The 17,451-nt window shown below is 66.9% G+C and carries 13 protein-coding genes; 5 read left to right on the forward strand and 8 right to left on the reverse strand.

Annotated features, from left to right (window positions below; translation table 11 throughout):
- Window positions 1-275 precede the first annotated feature (275 nt).
- Window positions 276-1,625, reverse strand: a complete 1,350-nt coding sequence (locus DCM79_RS12570; protein ID WP_257180106.1) for an Nramp family divalent metal transporter — start codon at window positions 1,623-1,625, stop codon at window positions 276-278.
- A gap of 162 nt (window positions 1,626-1,787) precedes the next feature.
- Between DCM79_RS12570 and DCM79_RS12575 the strand changes: the two genes are divergently transcribed.
- Window positions 1,788-3,032, forward strand: a complete 1,245-nt coding sequence (locus DCM79_RS12575; protein ID WP_257180107.1) for an MFS transporter — start codon at window positions 1,788-1,790, stop codon at window positions 3,030-3,032.
- Between the two features lie 115 nt (window positions 3,033-3,147).
- Here DCM79_RS12575 and DCM79_RS12580 read toward each other — a convergent pair whose 3' ends face one another.
- Window positions 3,148-4,407, reverse strand: a complete 1,260-nt coding sequence (locus DCM79_RS12580; RefSeq protein ID WP_257180108.1) for an adenylate/guanylate cyclase domain-containing protein — start codon at window positions 4,405-4,407, stop codon at window positions 3,148-3,150.
- A gap of 169 nt (window positions 4,408-4,576) precedes the next feature.
- Between DCM79_RS12580 and DCM79_RS12585 the strand changes: the two genes are divergently transcribed.
- A complete protein-coding gene (locus tag DCM79_RS12585; RefSeq protein WP_257180109.1) occupies window positions 4,577-5,734 on the forward strand; it encodes an MFS transporter in 1,158 nt (385 codons plus the stop codon).
- A 197-nt stretch (window positions 5,735-5,931) separates the two neighbouring features.
- Here DCM79_RS12585 and dmeF read toward each other — a convergent pair whose 3' ends face one another.
- Entirely contained in the window at window positions 5,932-6,900 is a 969-nt protein-coding gene (gene dmeF / locus DCM79_RS12590) for a CDF family Co(II)/Ni(II) efflux transporter DmeF (RefSeq protein ID WP_257180110.1), read from the reverse strand.
- A 196-nt stretch (window positions 6,901-7,096) separates the two neighbouring features.
- Here dmeF and DCM79_RS12595 point away from each other — a divergent pair, with 196 nt between their 5' ends.
- Together DCM79_RS12595 and chrA are read left to right on the forward strand one after the other, a co-directional pair.
- A complete protein-coding gene (locus DCM79_RS12595) occupies window positions 7,097-7,915 on the forward strand; it encodes a chromate resistance protein ChrB domain-containing protein (protein ID WP_257180111.1) in 819 nt (272 codons plus the stop codon).
- Window positions 7,915-9,300: a chromate efflux transporter gene (gene chrA, locus DCM79_RS12600; protein WP_257180112.1), complete on the forward strand. Its 1,386-nt coding sequence runs from the start codon at window positions 7,915-7,917 to the stop codon at window positions 9,298-9,300. Before DCM79_RS12595 ends, chrA begins: the two co-directional genes overlap by 1 nt.
- Window positions 9,301-9,366: 66 nt before the next feature.
- On the opposite strand, the gene DCM79_RS12605 is transcribed toward chrA, so the two are convergent.
- Window positions 9,367-10,257 carry an AraC family transcriptional regulator gene (locus DCM79_RS12605; RefSeq protein WP_257180113.1) on the reverse strand — a complete coding sequence of 297 codons (891 nt, stop codon included), beginning with the start codon at window positions 10,255-10,257 and terminating at the stop codon, window positions 9,367-9,369.
- A 210-nt stretch (window positions 10,258-10,467) separates the two neighbouring features.
- Between DCM79_RS12605 and DCM79_RS12610 the strand changes: the two genes are divergently transcribed.
- Window positions 10,468-11,223, forward strand: coding sequence for an SDR family NAD(P)-dependent oxidoreductase (locus tag DCM79_RS12610; RefSeq protein ID WP_257180114.1), 756 nt, complete (start codon window positions 10,468-10,470; stop codon window positions 11,221-11,223).
- An 826-nt stretch (window positions 11,224-12,049) separates the two neighbouring features.
- On the opposite strand, the gene DCM79_RS12615 is transcribed toward DCM79_RS12610, so the two are convergent.
- The 4 genes from DCM79_RS12615 to recO all read right to left on the reverse strand — a co-directional run bounded on the left by DCM79_RS12615 (window position 12,050) and on the right by recO (window position 17,336).
- Window positions 12,050-13,594 (reverse strand): GMC family oxidoreductase, encoded by a 1,545-nt coding sequence (locus DCM79_RS12615; protein WP_257180751.1) that lies wholly within the window; start codon window positions 13,592-13,594, stop codon window positions 12,050-12,052.
- Between the two features lie 281 nt (window positions 13,595-13,875).
- Window positions 13,876-16,134 carry a DNA topoisomerase IV subunit A gene (parC, locus tag DCM79_RS12620; RefSeq protein ID WP_257180115.1) on the reverse strand — a complete coding sequence of 753 codons (2,259 nt, stop codon included), beginning with the start codon at window positions 16,132-16,134 and terminating at the stop codon, window positions 13,876-13,878.
- Between the two features lie 60 nt (window positions 16,135-16,194).
- Window positions 16,195-16,482 (reverse strand): hypothetical protein, encoded by a 288-nt coding sequence (locus DCM79_RS12625; protein WP_257180116.1) that lies wholly within the window; start codon window positions 16,480-16,482, stop codon window positions 16,195-16,197.
- Between the two features lie 101 nt (window positions 16,483-16,583).
- Window positions 16,584-17,336: a DNA repair protein RecO gene (gene recO / locus DCM79_RS12630; protein WP_257180117.1), complete on the reverse strand. Its 753-nt coding sequence runs from the start codon at window positions 17,334-17,336 to the stop codon at window positions 16,584-16,586.
- Window positions 17,337-17,451: the final 115 nt, after the last annotated feature.

The following is a 17,451-nucleotide window of genomic DNA, read 5'->3' on the forward strand; positions in this document are numbered from 1 at the left end:
GCCGGGAAAGAAATCAATCCTGAAAAACGCAATGTCATAATAGGGCCCATAAGCAGTCAATGAGCAGTCTTCGGCCTATCAGCAATTGAAGGTAGTATAACCTCTTCGCACCAATTGAAAAGCCGTAGTTCGCGAGTTCGCGGCAAAAGCCGCCGCACGGTGCGGAACTCGGAAAAGGGCTCAGCGCAGTGCGCGAATAACGGATATGGCCGGGCTCGCGCGGGAACCAACTCTTCGCGGGGCCTCCGCACCAAAGCAGCAGGCCGTCCCTGCACTCATCCAAAGAACGTATCGAACAACAGCTTCAGGTTCAGGACCACGATCACGCCCGCGACGATCCAGGCGATCGCCGCGACCGATCTCGGTATCGCGAACTTGCCCATCTTGCGCCGGTCGGAAACTAAGCGGACCAGCGGGATGACGGCGAAGGGCAATTGCATCGACAGCACGACCTGGCTGAACACCAGCAGATCCGCCGTGCCGCGCTCGCCATAGATCGCGGTGACGACGATCACGGGGACGATGGCGATGCCGCGCGTGAGCAGGCGGCGCGCCCAGTTCGGCAGGCGCAGATCGAGAAAGCCTTCCATCACGATCTGGCCGGCGAGCGTCGCCGTCACCGTCGAGTTCAGGCCGGAGGCGAGCAGCGCCACCGCGAACAGCGTCGAGGCGATGCCGAGGCCCAGCAGCGGCGACAACAGCTCGAACGCCTGCCCGATCTCGGCGACATCCGAATGGCCGCTTTTGTGGAAGGTCGCAGCGGCGACGACGAGGATTGCGGCGTTGATGAACAGCGCCAGCATCAGGGCAATGGTCGAATCCGTCGTCGCCCATTTGATCGCCTCGCGGCGGCCTTCGTCGTTGCGCTCATAGGCGCGCGTCTGCACGATCGAGGAGTGCAGATAGAGATTGTGCGGCATCACGGTCGCGCCGATGATGCCGATCGCGATGTAGAGCATTTCGGGGTTGGTGAAGATCTCGCTCTTCGGCATGAAGCCGCGCAGCACCTCGGCGACCGGCGGCGCCGCGGCCGCGATCTGGACCGCAAAGCAGACCGCGATCACCGCCAGCAGCGCGATGACGAAGGCTTCGAGGAAACGGAAGCCGCGGTTCATCAACAGCAGCAGCAGGAAGGCATCGAGTGCGGCGAGCAGCGCGCCGCCGACCAGGGGAATGCCGAACAGGAGCTTCAACGCGATCGCGGTGCCGATGACCTCGGCGAGATCGCAGGCGATGATCGCCGCCTCGCAGGCGATCCAGAGCAGGAAGTTCACCGGCGGCGAATAGGTGGCGCGGCAGGCCTGGGCGAGGTCGCGGTCGGTGACGATGCCGAGCCGCGCCGCGAGCGATTGCAGCAGGATCGCCATCAGGTTCGAGAGCAGGATGACCGAGAGCAGCGTGTAGCCGAACTTCGATCCGCCGGCGAGGTCGGTCGCCCAGTTGCCGGGGTCCATGTAGCCGACCGAGACGAGATAGCCCGGACCGACGAAGGCGAGCAGCCGGCGCCACCAGCGGCCTGCGGCCGGAAGGGCGATGGTGGCGTTGACCTCGGCGAGGCTCTTGGTGACGGGCGCATCAGCGCGCCAGCCGGCGGTGTCGGTCAAATCAGGCGATCGGGCATCCATACGGCGAGAATACCGAAATCGAAGCTTATTGCAACTCATTTGCAACTGCATCTGGTGGCATGCGGCCTGGCTGTCATCTGCCCTCCTTGTCGGGAAGCGGGTGGGTTTGGCGGCCCCCGGCGCCGAATACTGGCGCCAACCCGACTTTGCAGGACATGAGCCATGTCAAACCCGCCTCGCCTCCCCGACACCTTCAGCCGCCTCGCCTGGTCCAACCTCGCGGCGCAGTCGGCCGAACAGATCGCCCTGGCGGCCGCCCCCATCGTCGCGGTGCTCACGCTTGGGGTTGCGGAAGGCCAGACCGGCCTGCTGCAGACCGCGCTGACCCTGCCCTTCGTGCTGTTCGCCATTCCCGCCGGCCTGCTCGCCGACCGCATCTCGCGCCGCTCGCTGATGGCAGGAGCCGAGGCGGTGCGGGCCGTGGCGCTCGCGGCCATTGTGCTGCTGCTCGCGCTCGGCGCGCTCAATCTGCCGCTGCTGGCGCTGCTCGGCTTCGCGGCGGTGTGCGGCACCGTGGTCTACAGCGTGGCGGCGCCGGCGTTGGTGCCCTCGCTGGTGAGCGCGGAGCTGTTGCCGGCAGCCAATGCGCGGATCGAGCTGGCACGCACCGTCGCCTTCGCCAGCGGGCCCGCGCTCGGCGGCGCGCTGGTGGGCTGGTGGGGTGCGAGCCCGGCCTTCGGCTTCGCCGCGGCGCTGTCGGCGATCGCGGTGGTGCTGCTATCCGGCATCTTCGAACCCGCCCGCGCGCCGGCGCCGCGCCGTCATCCGTTGCAGGACATCCGCGAAGGCGCGGCTTTCGTATTTCACCATCCGCTGCTGCGGCCGGTGTTCATCACCCAGTTCATCTTCAACACCGGCTGGTTCCTGCAGATCGCCGTGTTCGTGCCCTATGCCGTGCGCCATCTCGGCCTCACCGCCGCGGGCGTTGGCACGGTGCTGACGATGTACGGCGTCGGCATGGTGATCGGCGCGCTCCTCGCCACCCGCGTGATGCGGCGCATCGCCTTCGGCACGGTGGTCGGCCTCGGCCCGGTCACCGGCCTCGTTGCCGCGGTCGTGATGGCGCTGACGGTGCTGGTCCCCTCGCCCTGGCTCGCGGCCTTGAGCTTCTTCCTGCTCGGCGTCGGGCCGATCCTGTGGGTGATCTCGACCACGACGCTGCGCCAGTCGGTGACGCCGCCGCGCCTGCTCGGACGCGTCTCCGCCATCAACATCATGAGCTACGGCGCACGCCCGCTCGGTTCAGTGCTGGGCGCGGTGGTCGGCGGGCTCTGGAGCGCGGAAGCGTGCCTCTATCTGGCGGCCGCCGTGTTCGGCGTGCAGGCCCTGGTGATCTGGCTGTCGCCCGCCGTGGCGCTCGACCGTCAGCCGGACATGGTGGGGGACGAGGTGGCGGCGCGGTGCTAGCCCCCACCGTCATTGCGAGGAGCGCAGCGACGAAGCAATCCAGAATCTCACCGCGGAGACAGCCTGGATTGCTTCGCTGCGCTCGCAATGACGGAGCAAGCGGAAACAGCGGGGGCTAATTCGCCAGATAGCGCTCGTAGCTTCCCGTCACCGGCTCGCTTGCGTCGACCTCGGGATCGAGGGTGTAGAGATCCTGCGCACGGCCGATGCCGCGCAGCGCGTAGCGGCCGGTGGAGACGAGATAGCGGCGCCCGGCGGCATCGAGACCCTGGTAGAACTCGGATGACGCCAGCAGCTCGCGGTCGACCGAGCGGCTCATCGCGGCGATGCGGCTGACCTCGTTCACGGTCGGGCCGACCACCGTGAAATCGAGCCGGTCCTCGCTGCCGATATTGCCGTAGAAGACCTGGCCGACATGCAGGCCGATATAGGCTGACGTGGTCGGACGCCCCTCCGCCGCCCGGCGGGCATTGAGCGCCGCGATGTTCTTGCGGAACAGATGCTCGGCGCGCAGCGCCGCCCGCCGCGCATCCGCCATGTCCTCGCCCCAGAACATGGCGAGCACGCCGTCGCCGATCAGCTTGAGCACGTCGCCGCCGGCCTCGTGGATGGCGTCGATCACGGCCTGCGCATAGTCGTTGAGGAACGGGATGATCTCGTCGGGTCCGATGCTCTCGCTGATCCCGGTCGAGCCGCGCAGATCGGAGTACCAGAGCACGGCATTGATGCGCTCGGTGACGCCGCGCGAGATGCGCCCGCGCAGCACCTGCTCGGAGGCGTCGCGGCCGAGATAGACCCGGCCGAGCGTGCGCACGATGTCGACCTGTTGCGCCGACTTGATCGCGAGACCGAGCACGGGCACGAGATCGCGCAGCGCGGCAAGCTCGGCCTCGGTGAAGCCGTCGTCGCGCCGCGTGGTCCAGGAGGAGTAGAGGCAGTCCATCTGCCCGAGCGCTCCGCTCTCGCCGAAGCGGTGCACGAAAGCCAGGAAATGCCGGTGGCCGCCTTCGGCGAGGTCGTCGATCTGCGAAAAATCCAGCGACGGCGCCTCGGCGAGATCGATCACCATCTCGTCCTCGCCATGCTCGAGCAAATGGTAGAACACCGAGCGGCGCCAGTTCTTGGCCGCGTCGCCCTCCGCCGTCGAGCCGTATTCGACGACGTCGCTCTCGTTGCTCGGCGTATCGCTCCAGCGGAAGGCGCGGCCCTCGTAGATCGGATGCAGCGTGTCGATGATCACGAGGCCGCGCGACAGGTCGAGCCCTTCGTCGCAGCAGCGCTCGCAGAAGCCGCGCAGCAGGTCCTGTTCGGGCAGGCCCGTGAGCCCCTGGCTGGCGATCCAGTTTATCAAGGAAAGGCGGGAAGCTGTTTGCATGCGCTATTATGGCGTGCATTCGTGACGGGCGAAAGGCGCAAAGCCGCACACGCAAGGCTCCCCGTCCCGCGCAGGTCGAATATGCCGAGGCTGCGGTTGACGCCCTCGCCGCACGGGAGCAAATGCCGACGATGATGATTTTGTCGGCCAGAATCGGAAGCACGCGCTGATGAGCCAGCGGCAGCTTCCGATCATCCTGGCGCTGGGCACCACGCAGACCCTGGCCTGGGCCTCGAGCTATTACCTGCCGGCGCTGATCGCCGATCCCATGGCGCGCGACCTCGGCGTCTCCTCCAACTGGATCTTCGGCGCGTTCTCGGCCTCGTTGGTGATCTCGGCGATGCTCGGCCCGCGCATCGGGCGGCAGATCGACCTCGTCGGCGGCCGCCAGGTGCTGTCGGCCTCGAACCTCACCATCGCCGCCGGTCTCGTGCTGCTCGGGCTCTCGCACTCGGTCGCGGTGATGGCGATGGCCTGGCTCGTGCTCGGCATCGGCATGGCGATGGGGCTCTACGACGCCGCCTTCGCCGCGCTCGGGCGCATCTACGGCACCGAGGCGCGCAGGCCCATCACCGGCATCACGCTGATGGCGGGCTTTGCGTCCACCGTCGGCTGGCCGCTCACGGCCTGGGGCCTTGCCCATATCGGCTGGCGCGAGACCTGCTTCGCCTGGGCTGCCGCCAACATCCTGATCGGCCTGCCGCTCAATTTCTTCATGCTGCCGGCGATCAAGGGCGCCAAGCAGGCGGCGGCCACCGCCGAGAAGCCGCATTTGCCGCTCGACCGCACCATGCTCCTGCTCGCCTTCATCTTCGCGGCGGTCTGGACCGTCACCGGCGCCATGGCCGCGCATTTCCCCCGCATCCTGGAAACCACCGGCGCAACGCCGGCCGAGGCGATCGCGGCCGGCGCCCTGATCGGCCCGGCGCAAGTCGGCGCGCGCATGTTGGAGGCCGGCTTCCTCAGCCGCTTCCATCCGCTGTGGTCGACGCGGCTCGCCAGCCTGACCCATCCGATCGGCGCGGTGATCGTGGCGATCTTCGGCGGCGCCGCGGCGAGCGCCTTCGCGCTGTTCCACGGCTCGGGCAACGGCATCCTGACGATCGCGCGCGGCACCCTGCCGCTGTCGATCTTCGGCCCGAAGGATTTCGGCTACCGTCTCGGCATCATCGGCGCCCCGGCACGCATGGCGCAGGCGGTGGCGCCGCTGGCCTTCGGCCTCCTGATCGACCTCATGGGCGCCAAGGTGCTGATCGTCTCCTCCGCGCTCAGCCTCTCGGCGCTGGCCGCGCTGTTCCTGATCCGCACCAAGCCGCTCAACGACTGAAGCAGCGTTCTCCGCGGCGCATCCTTCGAGACGCCCGCCATTGGCGGGCCCTCAGGATGAGGGCGGAGTGCGCGGCGACAGTCTCGAAGCACACCGACGCAGTTCAGCCTCATCCTGAGGAGACCGCGCAGCGGTCGTCTCGAAGGACGAGGCGCTTGCTCCGGCCTCGCCGCGGAGCGTATGCGATCGCCCCCAGATCAATGCGGGCAGGTCTCGACCTCCACCGTGACGTGGCTCAGGCCCTTCAGCCCGGCGAGCCGCCGCTTGTAGGCCGCCGGCTGCTGCGGCTTGTCCGACACCACCGAGAGCAGCACGGCACAATGGCCGGGGCCGACCTGCCACAGATGCAGATCGGTGACGCGGTCGTCGCCGACCTCCATGCGCGCGCGGATCACCCGCTCCAGCTTCTCGTCGGCGCGCACGTCGAGCAGCACCGCACCAGATGACTTGATCAGGCCGAACGCCCAAGCCCCGATCACCACGCTGCCGATCAGGCCTACGGCCGGATCGGCCCAGACCCATCCCGAAACCATGGCGATCGCGAGCGCGGCGATCGCCAGCACTGAGGTCGCGGCATCGGTCACGACATGGACATAGGCCGCGCGCAGATTGTTGTCGTGATGATGGTGGTGATGGCCATGGTGATGGTGATCGTGGTCATGATCGTCGTGATCGTCATGGGCATGGCCGTGGCCGTGATGGTGATCATGGCTGCCGCGTAGCAGCCAAGCGCTGGCGAGGTTGACGCCGAGGCCGAGGACGGCCACCGCCATCGCCTCGCCATAGACGATCGGCACCGGATTGATCAGCCGCAGCACGCTCTCATAGGCGATCTCGACCGCGATCAGGCCCAGGATGATCGCGCTGGCGAAGGCGGCGAGATCGCCGAACTTGCCGGTGCCGAAGGTGAAATGCGCATTGCCCAGGTGCCGGCGCGCGAAGCGGTAGGCAAAGGCGGCGATGCCGAGCGCGGCCGCATGCGTGCCCATGTGCCAGCCGTCGGCGAGCAGCGCCATCGAGCCGAACAGCGAGCCTGCCACGATCTCGCCGACCATCATGACCAGCGTCAGCACCACCACGAGCCAGGTGCGCCGCTCGTTGGCGTCGTGCTGCTCGCCCAGGAAGGCGTGGTCGTGGGTCCATTGTTCGATGGAATGGGAATGCATCGAATTCTCCCGAAGATTCAGGTCGGTTCGCGCGGAATATAAACGGCGGGCACCAATTTTCTAAGCTTCAATCGTCCTGCGGATTGACAGTGCTTCTTAGTTTCGCTGTAATCCGAGCCATGGGGATTTGAGCGATCTCCCCACGAGGCGACAAGCCCAAGCATCGCGTCCCGTCTGATTCATGCGAGGACGCATCATGCCTACGTTCACGACCATATCATCCGATAAATTGGCGCGCCTGATCGGCACCGCGAACACGCCTGTCCTGATCGATGTCCGCACCGAGGAGGATTTTGCCGCCGACCGGCGGCTGATCCCCGGCTCCATCAAGCTCAGCCACGAGAATGTGACGGACTGGGGCGGCGACTTCGCCGGCCGCCGGGCCGTCGTCGCGTGCTTCCGCGGCGAGAAGCTTGCCCAGGGCACCGCGGCCTGGCTGCGCCAGCTCGGCGTCGAGGCTGAGACGCTGGAGGGCGGCTTCGAGGGCTGGAAGACGGCCAGGCTGCCGCTGGTCGATGCCCGCAAGCTGCCGCCGCGCGACGCCAAGGGGCGCACCGTCTGGGTGACGCGGGCGCGGCCGAAGGTCGACCGCATCGCCTGCCCCTGGTTGATCCGCCGCTTCGTCGATCCCAGCGCGGTGTTCCTCTATGTCGCCCCATCCGAGGTGGTCGCGGTCGGCGAACGCTTCAATGCGGCCCCGTTCGACATCGAGAACGCGTTCTGGAGCCACCGCGGCGAGCTCTGCACCTTCGACGTCATGATCGAGGAGTTCGGCATCGCCACCCCGGCCCTGCTCCGGCTGGCGACGCTGGTGCGCGGGGCCGACACCGCGCGGCCGGATCTGGCGCCGGAGGCACCGGGCCTGCTCGCGGCCTCGCTCGGACTGTCGCGGATGTACGACGACGACCTCGCCCAGCTCGAGGCCGGCATGACGCTGTACGATGCCTTCTACCGCTGGTGCCGCGACGCCACCACCGAGACCCACAACTGGCCGACCAACAAGGTGAAGGCTTGATGGACACCCGCAACGTCCAAGCAGGAGCTGATGCCGGTCACGGCATCAGCTTCAACGAAGCCTTCCGCGTCTGGCTTCGCGTCGCCTGTCTGAGCTTCGGCGGGCCCGCGGGCCAGATCGCGGTGATGCACCGCATCCTGGTCGAGGAGAAGAAGTGGATCTCCGAGGGCCGCTTCCTGCATGCGCTGAATTACTGCATGCTGCTGCCGGGCCCGGAGGCGCAGCAGCTCGCCACCTATGTCGGCTGGCTGATGCACCGCACCAAGGGCGGCCTGATGGCGGGCGGGCTGTTCATCCTGCCCGGCATCATCGCCATCATGGGCCTCAGCTACGTCTACGCGGCCTTCGGCAATGTCAGCTTCGTCGAGGCGCTGTTCTTCGGGCTGAAGGCCGCCGTGCTCGCCATCGTGGTCGAGGCCGTGGTTCGCGTCGGCAGGCGCGCGCTGAAGAACCGCATCATGATCGCGCTCGCAGCCATCGCGTTCGTCGCGATCTTCTTCTTCGCGGTGCCCTTCCCGATCATCATCATCGCCGCCGGCCTGATCGGCTATGCCGGCGCGCGCAGCGGCCGACCGGAATTTGCGCCGGCAGGTCACGGCCCTGGCGGCGGCAGCGCCGCGATCGACAGCATGCTCGGCGAGGCCGTGCCCGACCACGTCAAGCCCGATATCGCGCGCGCGATCCGCGTCGCCACGTTGTGGCTGGCGCTCTGGCTGGTGCCGGTCATCGCGCTGCTCGTGCTCCTCGGGCACGACAACGTCTTCAGCCAGATCGCGCTGTTCTTCTCGAAGATGGCGCTGGTCACCTTCGGCGGCGCCTATGCCGTGCTGGCCTATGTCGCCCAGCAGGCGGTCGAGCATTATCACTGGCTGAAGCCGCACGAGATGCTGGACGGGCTCGGCATGGCCGAGACGACGCCGGGCCCGCTGATCATGGTGCTGCAGTTCGTCGGCTTCATGGCGGCCTATCGCGACCCGAGCGGACTGTCGCCGATGTTGGCAGCCACGCTCGGCGGCCTGCTCGCGACCTGGGTCACCTTCACGCCCTGCTTCCTCTGGATCTTCGTCGGCGCCCCCTACATCGAGCGCCTGCGCGGCAACATCGGCCTTGCCGGCGCGCTCAGCGCGATCACCGCGGCCGTTGTCGGCGTGATCCTCAACCTCTCGATCTGGTTCGCCCTGCACACGCTGTTTCGCGAGACGGTGCCGGTGCAGGCGTTTCCGCTGAACTTCGACAGGCCCGTGCTGACGAGCGTCGACATCCCCGCGCTGGTGCTGGCGATCGCGGCGGCGACGGCGATCTTCCGGTTCAAGCTGGGGATGCTGACGGTGCTGGCGGGAAGCTGCGCGGCGGGTGTGGCGCTGCGGCTGGCGGGGGTGATTTAGGAAGAGGAGATCGCCGCTACGCCATCCGGCCTTGCGCATCCCGGCTGGCGATGGCCCGGCCCGGCTTCAGGCTGCGGTCTCCAGCTGACCAAGCGCGGCCTTGATGTCCCTGGCAGGCGGCAGCCCGAACAAGCGCCCATATTCTCTCGTGAATTGCGAGACACTTTCGTAACCCACGCCGAAGGCCGCGCTGCTCACGTCAGAGCCCTCCGACAACATCATCCGACGCGCCTCGATGAGGCGCAGCTGCTTCTGAAACTGCAGGGGGCTAAGCGATGTCATCGCGCGGAAATGTTGGTGAAACGAGGACGGACTCATGGCAGCCGCTTCGGCCAGGCGTTCGACCCTCAGAGACTTCGCGTATTCGGATCGAATGATCGCGACGGCGCGCGCGATGCGTTGCGCGTGGCTGTCGGCGACCCCGAGAGCCCTGATCGCCGCGCCGTGTCGCCCCGCCAGCAGCCAATAGTGGATTTCGCGAACGAACTGAGATTTTAGAACCGGCAGGGATGACGGACGCTCGAGCAGCCGCATCAAGCGGAGCGCGGCATCGGCAACCTCGGATTCGGTCGGATCGACCCGCACGGGAATGCCTTGCTGCTCAGGAGCAAGGTTCATCTCCACGACCAGGCTCGCGATCACCGCCGGGTCGAGCTCGACGACCAGGGACAAATATGGGGCCTTTGCGCTGGCGCGGGTAATCTGGCTGACGGTCGGCACATCCGCCGAGATCAGGAGCGACTCCCCGGCGCCGAAATCGAAGCTGTGCGCTCCCATCGTCACGCGCTTGCGGCCCTGCAGGACGAGCGCAACGAGCGGCCGGTTGATTGCGTATTGGAGCTGGCCCGGCGTCAGCGCCCGTATAGCCGTAAGGCCCGGGATCGGCGTCCTGGCCGCGCCATTCTGGTCTGAGTGCAGATCCGCATAGCGGCGAACCGCTTCGAGCAAGATCGTCATTCCGCGAATTTATACCAACCGCGGGCTCCGGCAACATGGCCGGCCTGCTCCAACTTTGGGCATCGTGAATTGATCGTTCGACGCAGCGCCGGCCCGGCCTGAGCGATGCTCGCGGCCATTTGGAGGAATAGGCAAGAAGGCTCAAGGATCCGGCAACTTGCATGCCGCGGTGCGTGCCACCTTCGCCGTGTCAAACGAAGGAGACATCACATGGCTAAAATTGCAATCGTCACCGGTGCGAGCCGCGGCCTTGGCCGCAACATGGCCGTCAACATCGCGCGCAAGGGCAGCGATGTCATCATCACCTATCGGAGCCGTGCGGATCTCGCGGAAAGTGCCGTTTCCGAGATCGAGGCGCTGGGACGCCGGGCCGTGGCCTTTCAATTGGACAGCGCCGACGTCGCCAAATTTCCCTCCTTCGCGCGAAGCCTCGCCCAGACGTTGAAGGAGACATTCGGTCGCGAGAGCTTCGACGACCTCGTGCACAATGCCGGCGACGGCCTCTTCGCTCCCCTCGGCGAGACCACCGAGGCTCAGTTCGATCAGCAGATGAACCTCCATGTCAAAGGCGTATTCTTCCTCACCCAGGCCTTGTTGCCGCTGATGGCGGACGGTGGCTCGATCGTCACCATCGGCAGTGGCTTGACGCGCGTCACCTATCCGGGCTTCGCCGTCTACACCATGGCGAAGGCCGCCGCTGACATGATGGCGGTCTGCATGGCCAGGGAACTGGGGCCGCGCGGCATCCGCGTCAACAGCGTTGCGCCCGGCGCGATCGAGACCGACTTTGGTGGTGGCCTGGTGCGCGACAATCCCGACGTGAACAAGCAATTCGCCGGCATGACTGCGCTGGGCCGCGTTGGTGTCCCCGATGATATCGGCCCGATGGTCGCGAGCCTGCTGAGCGAGGACAATCGCTGGGTTACGGGGCAACGGATCGAAGTCTCGGGCGGCCAGACGATCTGAAGGCCATTGGCTCACGGATATGCAAAGCCGCTGCAAGCGCTTGCGGCGGCCTTTGCGCGCCGGGCTGTCACGTTCGCGTGCCCGTCGGGCAAAACAGGCGGTCAGTTTGATCACGCCGTCTGTCAAGCCCCGTCGCGCAAAATATTCCACTTTACCGAAATTCGGATTTAGCGTACACCCAAAACACCCTGGCCCGAGACGAGGGGCGGATCGCGATCGTCACGAACCGCGGGCTGGGCAGCGATGGACGCGACGGCGTCGGCGCGAGCGGCATTGCAGGGCGGGACACCGTGAGCAATGGCTTGCCGCGCATACGACACGGCGCCGACAGCGTCTTCGCATGGCTCCGGGGGCGAGCACACGCCACCCCTCGGAGTTCCAGCGATGACGTGCGCGGACGGAGAAGTCGTGTGGTCCCGACGCCCGGGGTTCTGGCGTCAAGCCTTTGCGGTGATGTGGCGGCCGACCGGCACGCGCATCGATCAGCCGCAAGACGACGGGGGCAATAGTGCAACGCTCCCCGAGGAGAGCACGAAGGACACCGTTAAAACCATTCGCGCAGGGAAGGCCGGGCGACCGGCATCACCTGTGGTCCACCCCGTGTGCATCTTCTGTCGCGCACGGACTCGGGTGCCGCCGGCGCCCGGCCTTCCCTGCGCCCTCGTCTTTTGGGTGCGGCAAATGAAAGCAAAACTCGGGCGGGACGCGCCGCGAGAAGGCAAACTCTTGCCAGCTTTTTGAAGGCTGTAACGGAGCGACGGCCAATCGGCGCCGCGGCGTACTGGATGCCCCGGTCGAGCCGGGGCATGACACCATCCCCGTGGCGCTACCGCATCATCATCCGCGCGATCGCCTCCCCGATCACCACCGTGGTGAAATGCGTATTGGCGCGGCAGTCGGACGGCATGATCGAGGCGTCGGCGACGCGCAGGCCGGAAATGCCCTTCACCGTGCCGTCGGGATTGACCACGCCATCGGCATCATCGACGCCGCTCATGCGGCAGCTGCCGGCGGCGTGCTGGATGTCGCCGGTCTCCCGGCGCAGCACCGCGTCGAGCTCGTGGTCCGGCAGGCTGGCGGCCTGCGGCAGCGTCAGGTCGGTGTCGGCGAGCCGGATCCAGTCGGCGATGCCCGAAAGCGCCGGTTGCGACGTGATCACCGCGAGGCGCCTCACCGCATCCATCATGCGCAGCATGTCGCGGGGATCGGCCAGCATGTTCTCCTCGACGACGGGATCGATCGCGGCATCGGGCGAGGCCAATCTGAGCGTGCCGCGGGAATACGCGTTGAACAGCCCGGCGCCGATCGCGCCTGCTACCCCGATGCCGCGATGATTGAAGGCGATCAGGATCATGTCGCGCTTGCCGCCAGCGGCGAGGCCCGAGGAATAGGTCACGCAGCAATTGGTATGGCGGGTGTCCGGATCGGTCGGCCGCAACTCCTCGCGGAGCTGGATCGTGGCGCGAAACAGCGGGTGATCGAAGAAGTGGCGGCCGACGGGCAGGTCACGCGCGACCGCAATGCCCATCGCCTTCAACTCCTCGGCCGGTCCGATGCCCGAACGCAGCAGGATCGCCGGGCTGTGGATGGCGCCGGCGCACAGCACGATCTGGCGCGCGCCGATCTCGTGGGTGCCCTGCCCCTCGCTATGAACGCGAACGCCGGTGGCGCGGCCGTCGCTGATCAGCACGCGATCGACCAGCGCATGGCCGCGAATCTCCAGATTGGCGCGGCCGCGCGCCGGCTCGAGATACCCCTCATTGGTGCTGATGCGGCGGCTGTCGCGGCTGTTGATGGGGTAGCAGGCAACGCCCTCGCCGTCCGGGCCGTTGAGATCGGCGCACCAGGGATAGCCGCTCGCCAGCGCCGCATCGCGCAAGCCGCGATCGATCGGTCCCCATGTCTCCAGCGGCGCGCGATAGACCGGCAGCGGCCCGCCGCTTCCGTGGCCCTCGGCATCGCCGAACTCCAGGTCGTCCTCGATCACGGAGAACAGCGGCATCACCTCGCTGGCCGACCAGCCGGTGCAGCCATTGGCGGCCCATTCGTCGAAGGCGTCGGCCACGCCGCGGATCGCGATCTGGCCGTTCATCATCGACGAGCCGCCGAGCCCCTTGCCGCGCCAGTAGAAGCGCGCCTCCTGCCCGGCGACCCGGCGCGACAGCAGATCAGGCCATTGCCATTTCTCCTGGTACTCGCGCTTGTGGATGATCGGGATCGGGTTCGGCGTCCTCACCTCCCACGGCGCCTCGTCCGCGCGCCAGTCGCGGCCCGCCTCCAGCAACAGCACGCGCCGCGCGGGATCCTCCGACAGCCGCGCCGCAACCGCCGCACCGGCGGAGCCGCCGCCAACAACAATGACATCGTACATCGCGCTACTTCTCGACATTCCAGAACACCGGCGTCGTGGACCGTATCAGACGTCGCAGAGCGGCGGAATGCGAATTGGAGAGTGGTGCTGTCGCAGCCGGTCATTGCGAGCAATGACGGTGCGGGGACAAGTGTGCGCTACATTCGCGCTGTCATCGCTCGCGAAGGCGGGCGATCCAGTACTCCGAGGCGGTTGTGGCTCGATCGATCAGCCGCGACGTACTGGATGCCCCGGACAAGCCGGGGCATGACACCGATGTTGTGGCAACAGCGCGTCCTGCCCTACCCGATCACCTTGCCGAACTTGTTCGACTTCGGGAAACCCTTCGGCGGCAGGCGGCCGGCGTCGGCGCGGGTGCCCTGCCACTCGGCGAGCTCCTTCATGGTCGCGGAGAATTCGCGGCCCGCGGAATCCTTCCAGGTCAGGCCGGCCTTGGCCTCGAACACGGTCACGTCCGAGAGGCCGCCGTCCTTGTACTTCTGCAGGCGCACGCCGCGGCCGCGCGCCATTTCCGGCACCTGGTCGAGCGGGAAGATGAGCATCTTGCGGTTCTCGCCGATCACCGCGACGGTGTCGCCGACCACTTCGGTGATCGCGCGCGCCTCGTTCGGCATGTCGACGTTGAGGACCTGCTTGCCCTTCTTGGTGGTGCCGACGCAATCGTCCTCGTTGACGACGAAGCCCTGGCCCTCGTGGCTGGCGACCAGGAATTTGCGTCCGCCCTTGTTGACGAACAGCGCAACCGGCGCCGCCTCCTGCTTGAGGTCGATGAACAGGCGGATCGGCTCGCCGTGACCGCGCCCGCCCGGCAGCTTGGCGACGTCGAGCGTGTAGAACTTGCCGTTGGTGGCGAGCAGCAAGAGCTTGGAGGTCGTCTCGGCGAAGAAGGCGAAGCCGAGCTTGTCGTCCTGCTTGAAGGCGAGCCCCGAGAGATCCTCGACATGGCCCTTCATGGTACGGATCCAGCCCTTGTCGGAGACGACGACGGTCACCGGCTCGCGCTCGACAAAGGCCTCCTCGATCGCGGCGAGATCGTGCTCGGGCGCGTCGGCAAAGGTGGTGCGGCGCTTGCCGAGCGGCGTCTTCGGCCCGAACATGTCGCGGACCTTGCCGACCTGCTCGCCAACCTTCTTCCACTGCTCCGCCTCGGAAGCCAGCACCGCGTTGATGCCCTTGAGCTCGGCACGGAGGTTCTTGTCCTCGGTGCGGATCTCCATCTCCTCAAGCTTGCGCAAGGAGCGCAGGCGCATGTTGAGGATGGCTTCGGCCTGCACCTCGGTGAGCTTGAACGCCTTCATCAGCGCCGGCTTCGGCTCGTCCTCGGTGCGGATGATCTTGATCACCTTGTCGATGTTCAGATAGGCGATCAGGAAGCCGCCGAGGACTTCCAGCCGGTGCTCGATCTGCGCCTTGCGGTAGTTGCTGCGGCGGATCAGGACGTCGCGCAGATGGTCGAGCCATTCGCGCAAGGCCTCGGCAAGGCCCACGACCCTGGGCACCTTGCCCTTGATCAGCACGTTGAGGTTCAGCGGAATCTTGTTTTCGAGCTCGGTCAGCCGGAACAGCGATTCCATCATCAGCGCGGGATCGACGTTCTTCGACTTCGGCTCGATCACGATGCGGACGTCTTCGGCCGATTCGTCCCTGATGTCGCCGACCAGCGGCAGCTTCTTCTGGTCGAGCAGCTCGGCCACCTTCTCGATCAGCCGCGACTTCTGCACCAGGAAGGGAATCTCGGTGACGACGACGACCCAGGTGCCGCGCGCGCCCTCCTCCTGCGACCAGCGTGCACGAACGCGGAACGAGCCGCGCCCCGTCGTATAAGCCTCCGCGATCGCCTGCTTGGAATCGACGATGATGCCGCCGGTCGGGAAGTCCGGGCCCTTCACCCACTTCAAAAGCGCCTTGGACTTCGCGTCGGGCTTCTCGATCAGGTGCAGTGCGGCGTCGCAGAGCTCGGCGGCGTTGTGCGGCGGGATCGAGGTCGCCATGCCGACCGCGATGCCCTGCGCGCCGTTGGCGAGCAGGTTCGGGAAGCCGCCGGGCAGCACGACCGGCTCCTTCGACTGGCCGTCGTAATTGGCGCGGAATTCGACGCCGTCCTCGTCGATGCCCTCGAGCAGAAGCCGCGCGACGTCGGTCATGCGCGCTTCGGTGTAGCGGTAGGCGGCCGGATTATCGCCGTCGATGTTGCCGAAATTGCCCTGGCCGTCGACCAGCGGGTAGCGCGAGGAGAAATCCTGCGCGAGGCGCACCATGGCGTCGTAGATCGCTTGGTCGCCGTGCGGATGGAACGAGCCCATCACGTCGCCGACGATCTTGGCGGATTTCTTGAAGGCGGTGCCGGGGTCGAGCCTGAGCAGGCGCATGCCGTAGAGGATGCGGCGATGGACCGGCTTCAGGCCGTCGCGCGCGTCCGGCAGCGCGCGGTGCATGATGGTGGAGAGCGCATAGGCGAGATAGCGCTCTTCCAGCGCTTCACGCAGCGGCACCTCGTGAATTTCGGCCGGTTCTTCCGGCGGAACGATTCGTTTTCCCATTCCGCCCGGTTAAACCGTGGAAGGGAATCGGGCAAGGATGGATTGGTTCCCTGTGGGGCGCTAGTGCCCTGCCCAGCCGGCCGTCACGGTCTGGGTCTTGTCCTTAGTCTTGTCTTGGGCCGGCGCCGGTGCATTGGCCAGACAGCGCCGGGCGGTCTCGATTTCAGCCTCCGTCGCCCCCTTCGACCGCGCCCATGCCTCTGCGGCAGCAGCGGAATATTTGGCCACATAGTACCGCACGACGGTGCAGGACGCCCGGCGAAACACGCCGGGTTGCGGCTCGCCGGCCCATGCTTCGGGCGCGAACGCGAGCAGCGCCGCGGAAAAGGCGAATCCCCTGATCAACATTTGGGCTGTCCCCGTTGTGGAACCTCAGGGGCGAACTCGATGGTCCCGATTTCGTTCCCAAGGAACTCTCCATGAGAGAACAAGGCAGAGTCCCGTTCTGCTCATGGCGCGGGAATCGCGGCCCGTGCCTGTTGCCGGATCAGGGCGTTGATGAAGCCCGCGCGTGCGTCGGAATGGCCCTGCCCCCGCGGCTCCAGCACGTGACGCAGCAGGAACAGGCCGGTGAGCCGAAAGCCGTCCTGGAGGTCCTGCTCGGTCAGGTCGCTGGCGGTTTCGCCCTGGCGCAGGAACGGCGGCAGGCGCAGCAGGCGGTCACGCCAGGGCTCGCCGGCGCTGCGCGACACCGCGCCGCCGGATTTCGGCGAGACGTAGATCAGCTCGGCGGTCTCGCCGGTCACCGCACAGTTTTCCAGCGCCAGCCCGAAGCCGAGCTCGGCGAGCATTGCCAGCTCGAAATGGATGAGGTGCACGGCCGCCCCCCCGATGTCCTCGAAATCGTCGAGCGCATGCTCGAGCAGGGCAAAGATCTCCTCGTGCGGATCGCGCTCCGGCAGCAGTCGCGCGATCGAGGCGAGATGGGTGACGCCGTAGACGCCGTGGGACGATCCGAGCAACGTGGCCGCGCGCAGCTTCAGGCCTTCGATCGTATAAGTGCCGAGATGCTCGTCGAGCCGCGCCCGCCAGACCGCGCTGACACTGTTCCCCGGCTGCAGCAGCGGCCGCAGCCGCGAGCTGGCGCCGCCGCGCACGAGGCCGAGATGCCTTCCGTGCGCGCGCGTCAGCAGCTCGACGATGGCGCTGGATTCGCCATGCCGCCGCACCCCGAGCACGATGCCTTCGTCGGTCCATTCCATGGGGTCAAGTGTAGCCCATTTCGAGCCGTCGTAGGGTGGGCAAAGCGAAGCGTGCCCACGGATTTGATCGACGGCGCGAGACGGTGGGCACGGCGCGCGAAGAGCGCGCCTTTGC

The sequence above is a fragment of the Bradyrhizobium sp. WBOS07 genome (genome assembly GCF_024585165.1).
Lineage (GTDB): Bacteria > Pseudomonadota > Alphaproteobacteria > Rhizobiales > Xanthobacteraceae > Bradyrhizobium > Bradyrhizobium japonicum_B.

Coding starts and splice junctions, on each gene's coding strand:
- DCM79_RS12595 (WP_257180111.1), top strand. CDS start 7,097: ATGCCTACGTTCACGACCATATCATCCGATAAATTGGCGCGCCTGATC.
- recO (WP_257180117.1), bottom strand. CDS start 17,336: ATGGAATGGACCGACGAAGGCATCGTGCTCGGGGTGCGGCGGCATGGC.
- DCM79_RS12580 (WP_257180108.1), bottom strand. CDS start 4,407: ATGCAAACAGCTTCCCGCCTTTCCTTGATAAACTGGATCGCCAGCCAG.
- dmeF (WP_257180110.1), bottom strand. CDS start 6,900: ATGCATTCCCATTCCATCGAACAATGGACCCACGACCACGCCTTCCTG.
- DCM79_RS12575 (WP_257180107.1), top strand. CDS start 1,788: ATGTCAAACCCGCCTCGCCTCCCCGACACCTTCAGCCGCCTCGCCTGG.
- DCM79_RS12615 (WP_257180751.1), bottom strand. CDS start 13,594: ATGTACGATGTCATTGTTGTTGGCGGCGGCTCCGCCGGTGCGGCGGTT.
- parC (WP_257180115.1), bottom strand. CDS start 16,134: ATGGGAAAACGAATCGTTCCGCCGGAAGAACCGGCCGAAATTCACGAG.
- DCM79_RS12570 (WP_257180106.1), bottom strand. CDS start 1,625: ATGGATGCCCGATCGCCTGATTTGACCGACACCGCCGGCTGGCGCGCT.
- DCM79_RS12625 (WP_257180116.1), bottom strand. CDS start 16,482: ATGTTGATCAGGGGATTCGCCTTTTCCGCGGCGCTGCTCGCGTTCGCG.
- chrA (WP_257180112.1), top strand. CDS start 7,915: ATGGACACCCGCAACGTCCAAGCAGGAGCTGATGCCGGTCACGGCATC.
- DCM79_RS12585 (WP_257180109.1), top strand. CDS start 4,577: ATGAGCCAGCGGCAGCTTCCGATCATCCTGGCGCTGGGCACCACGCAG.
- DCM79_RS12610 (WP_257180114.1), top strand. CDS start 10,468: ATGGCTAAAATTGCAATCGTCACCGGTGCGAGCCGCGGCCTTGGCCGC.
- DCM79_RS12605 (WP_257180113.1), bottom strand. CDS start 10,257: ATGACGATCTTGCTCGAAGCGGTTCGCCGCTATGCGGATCTGCACTCA.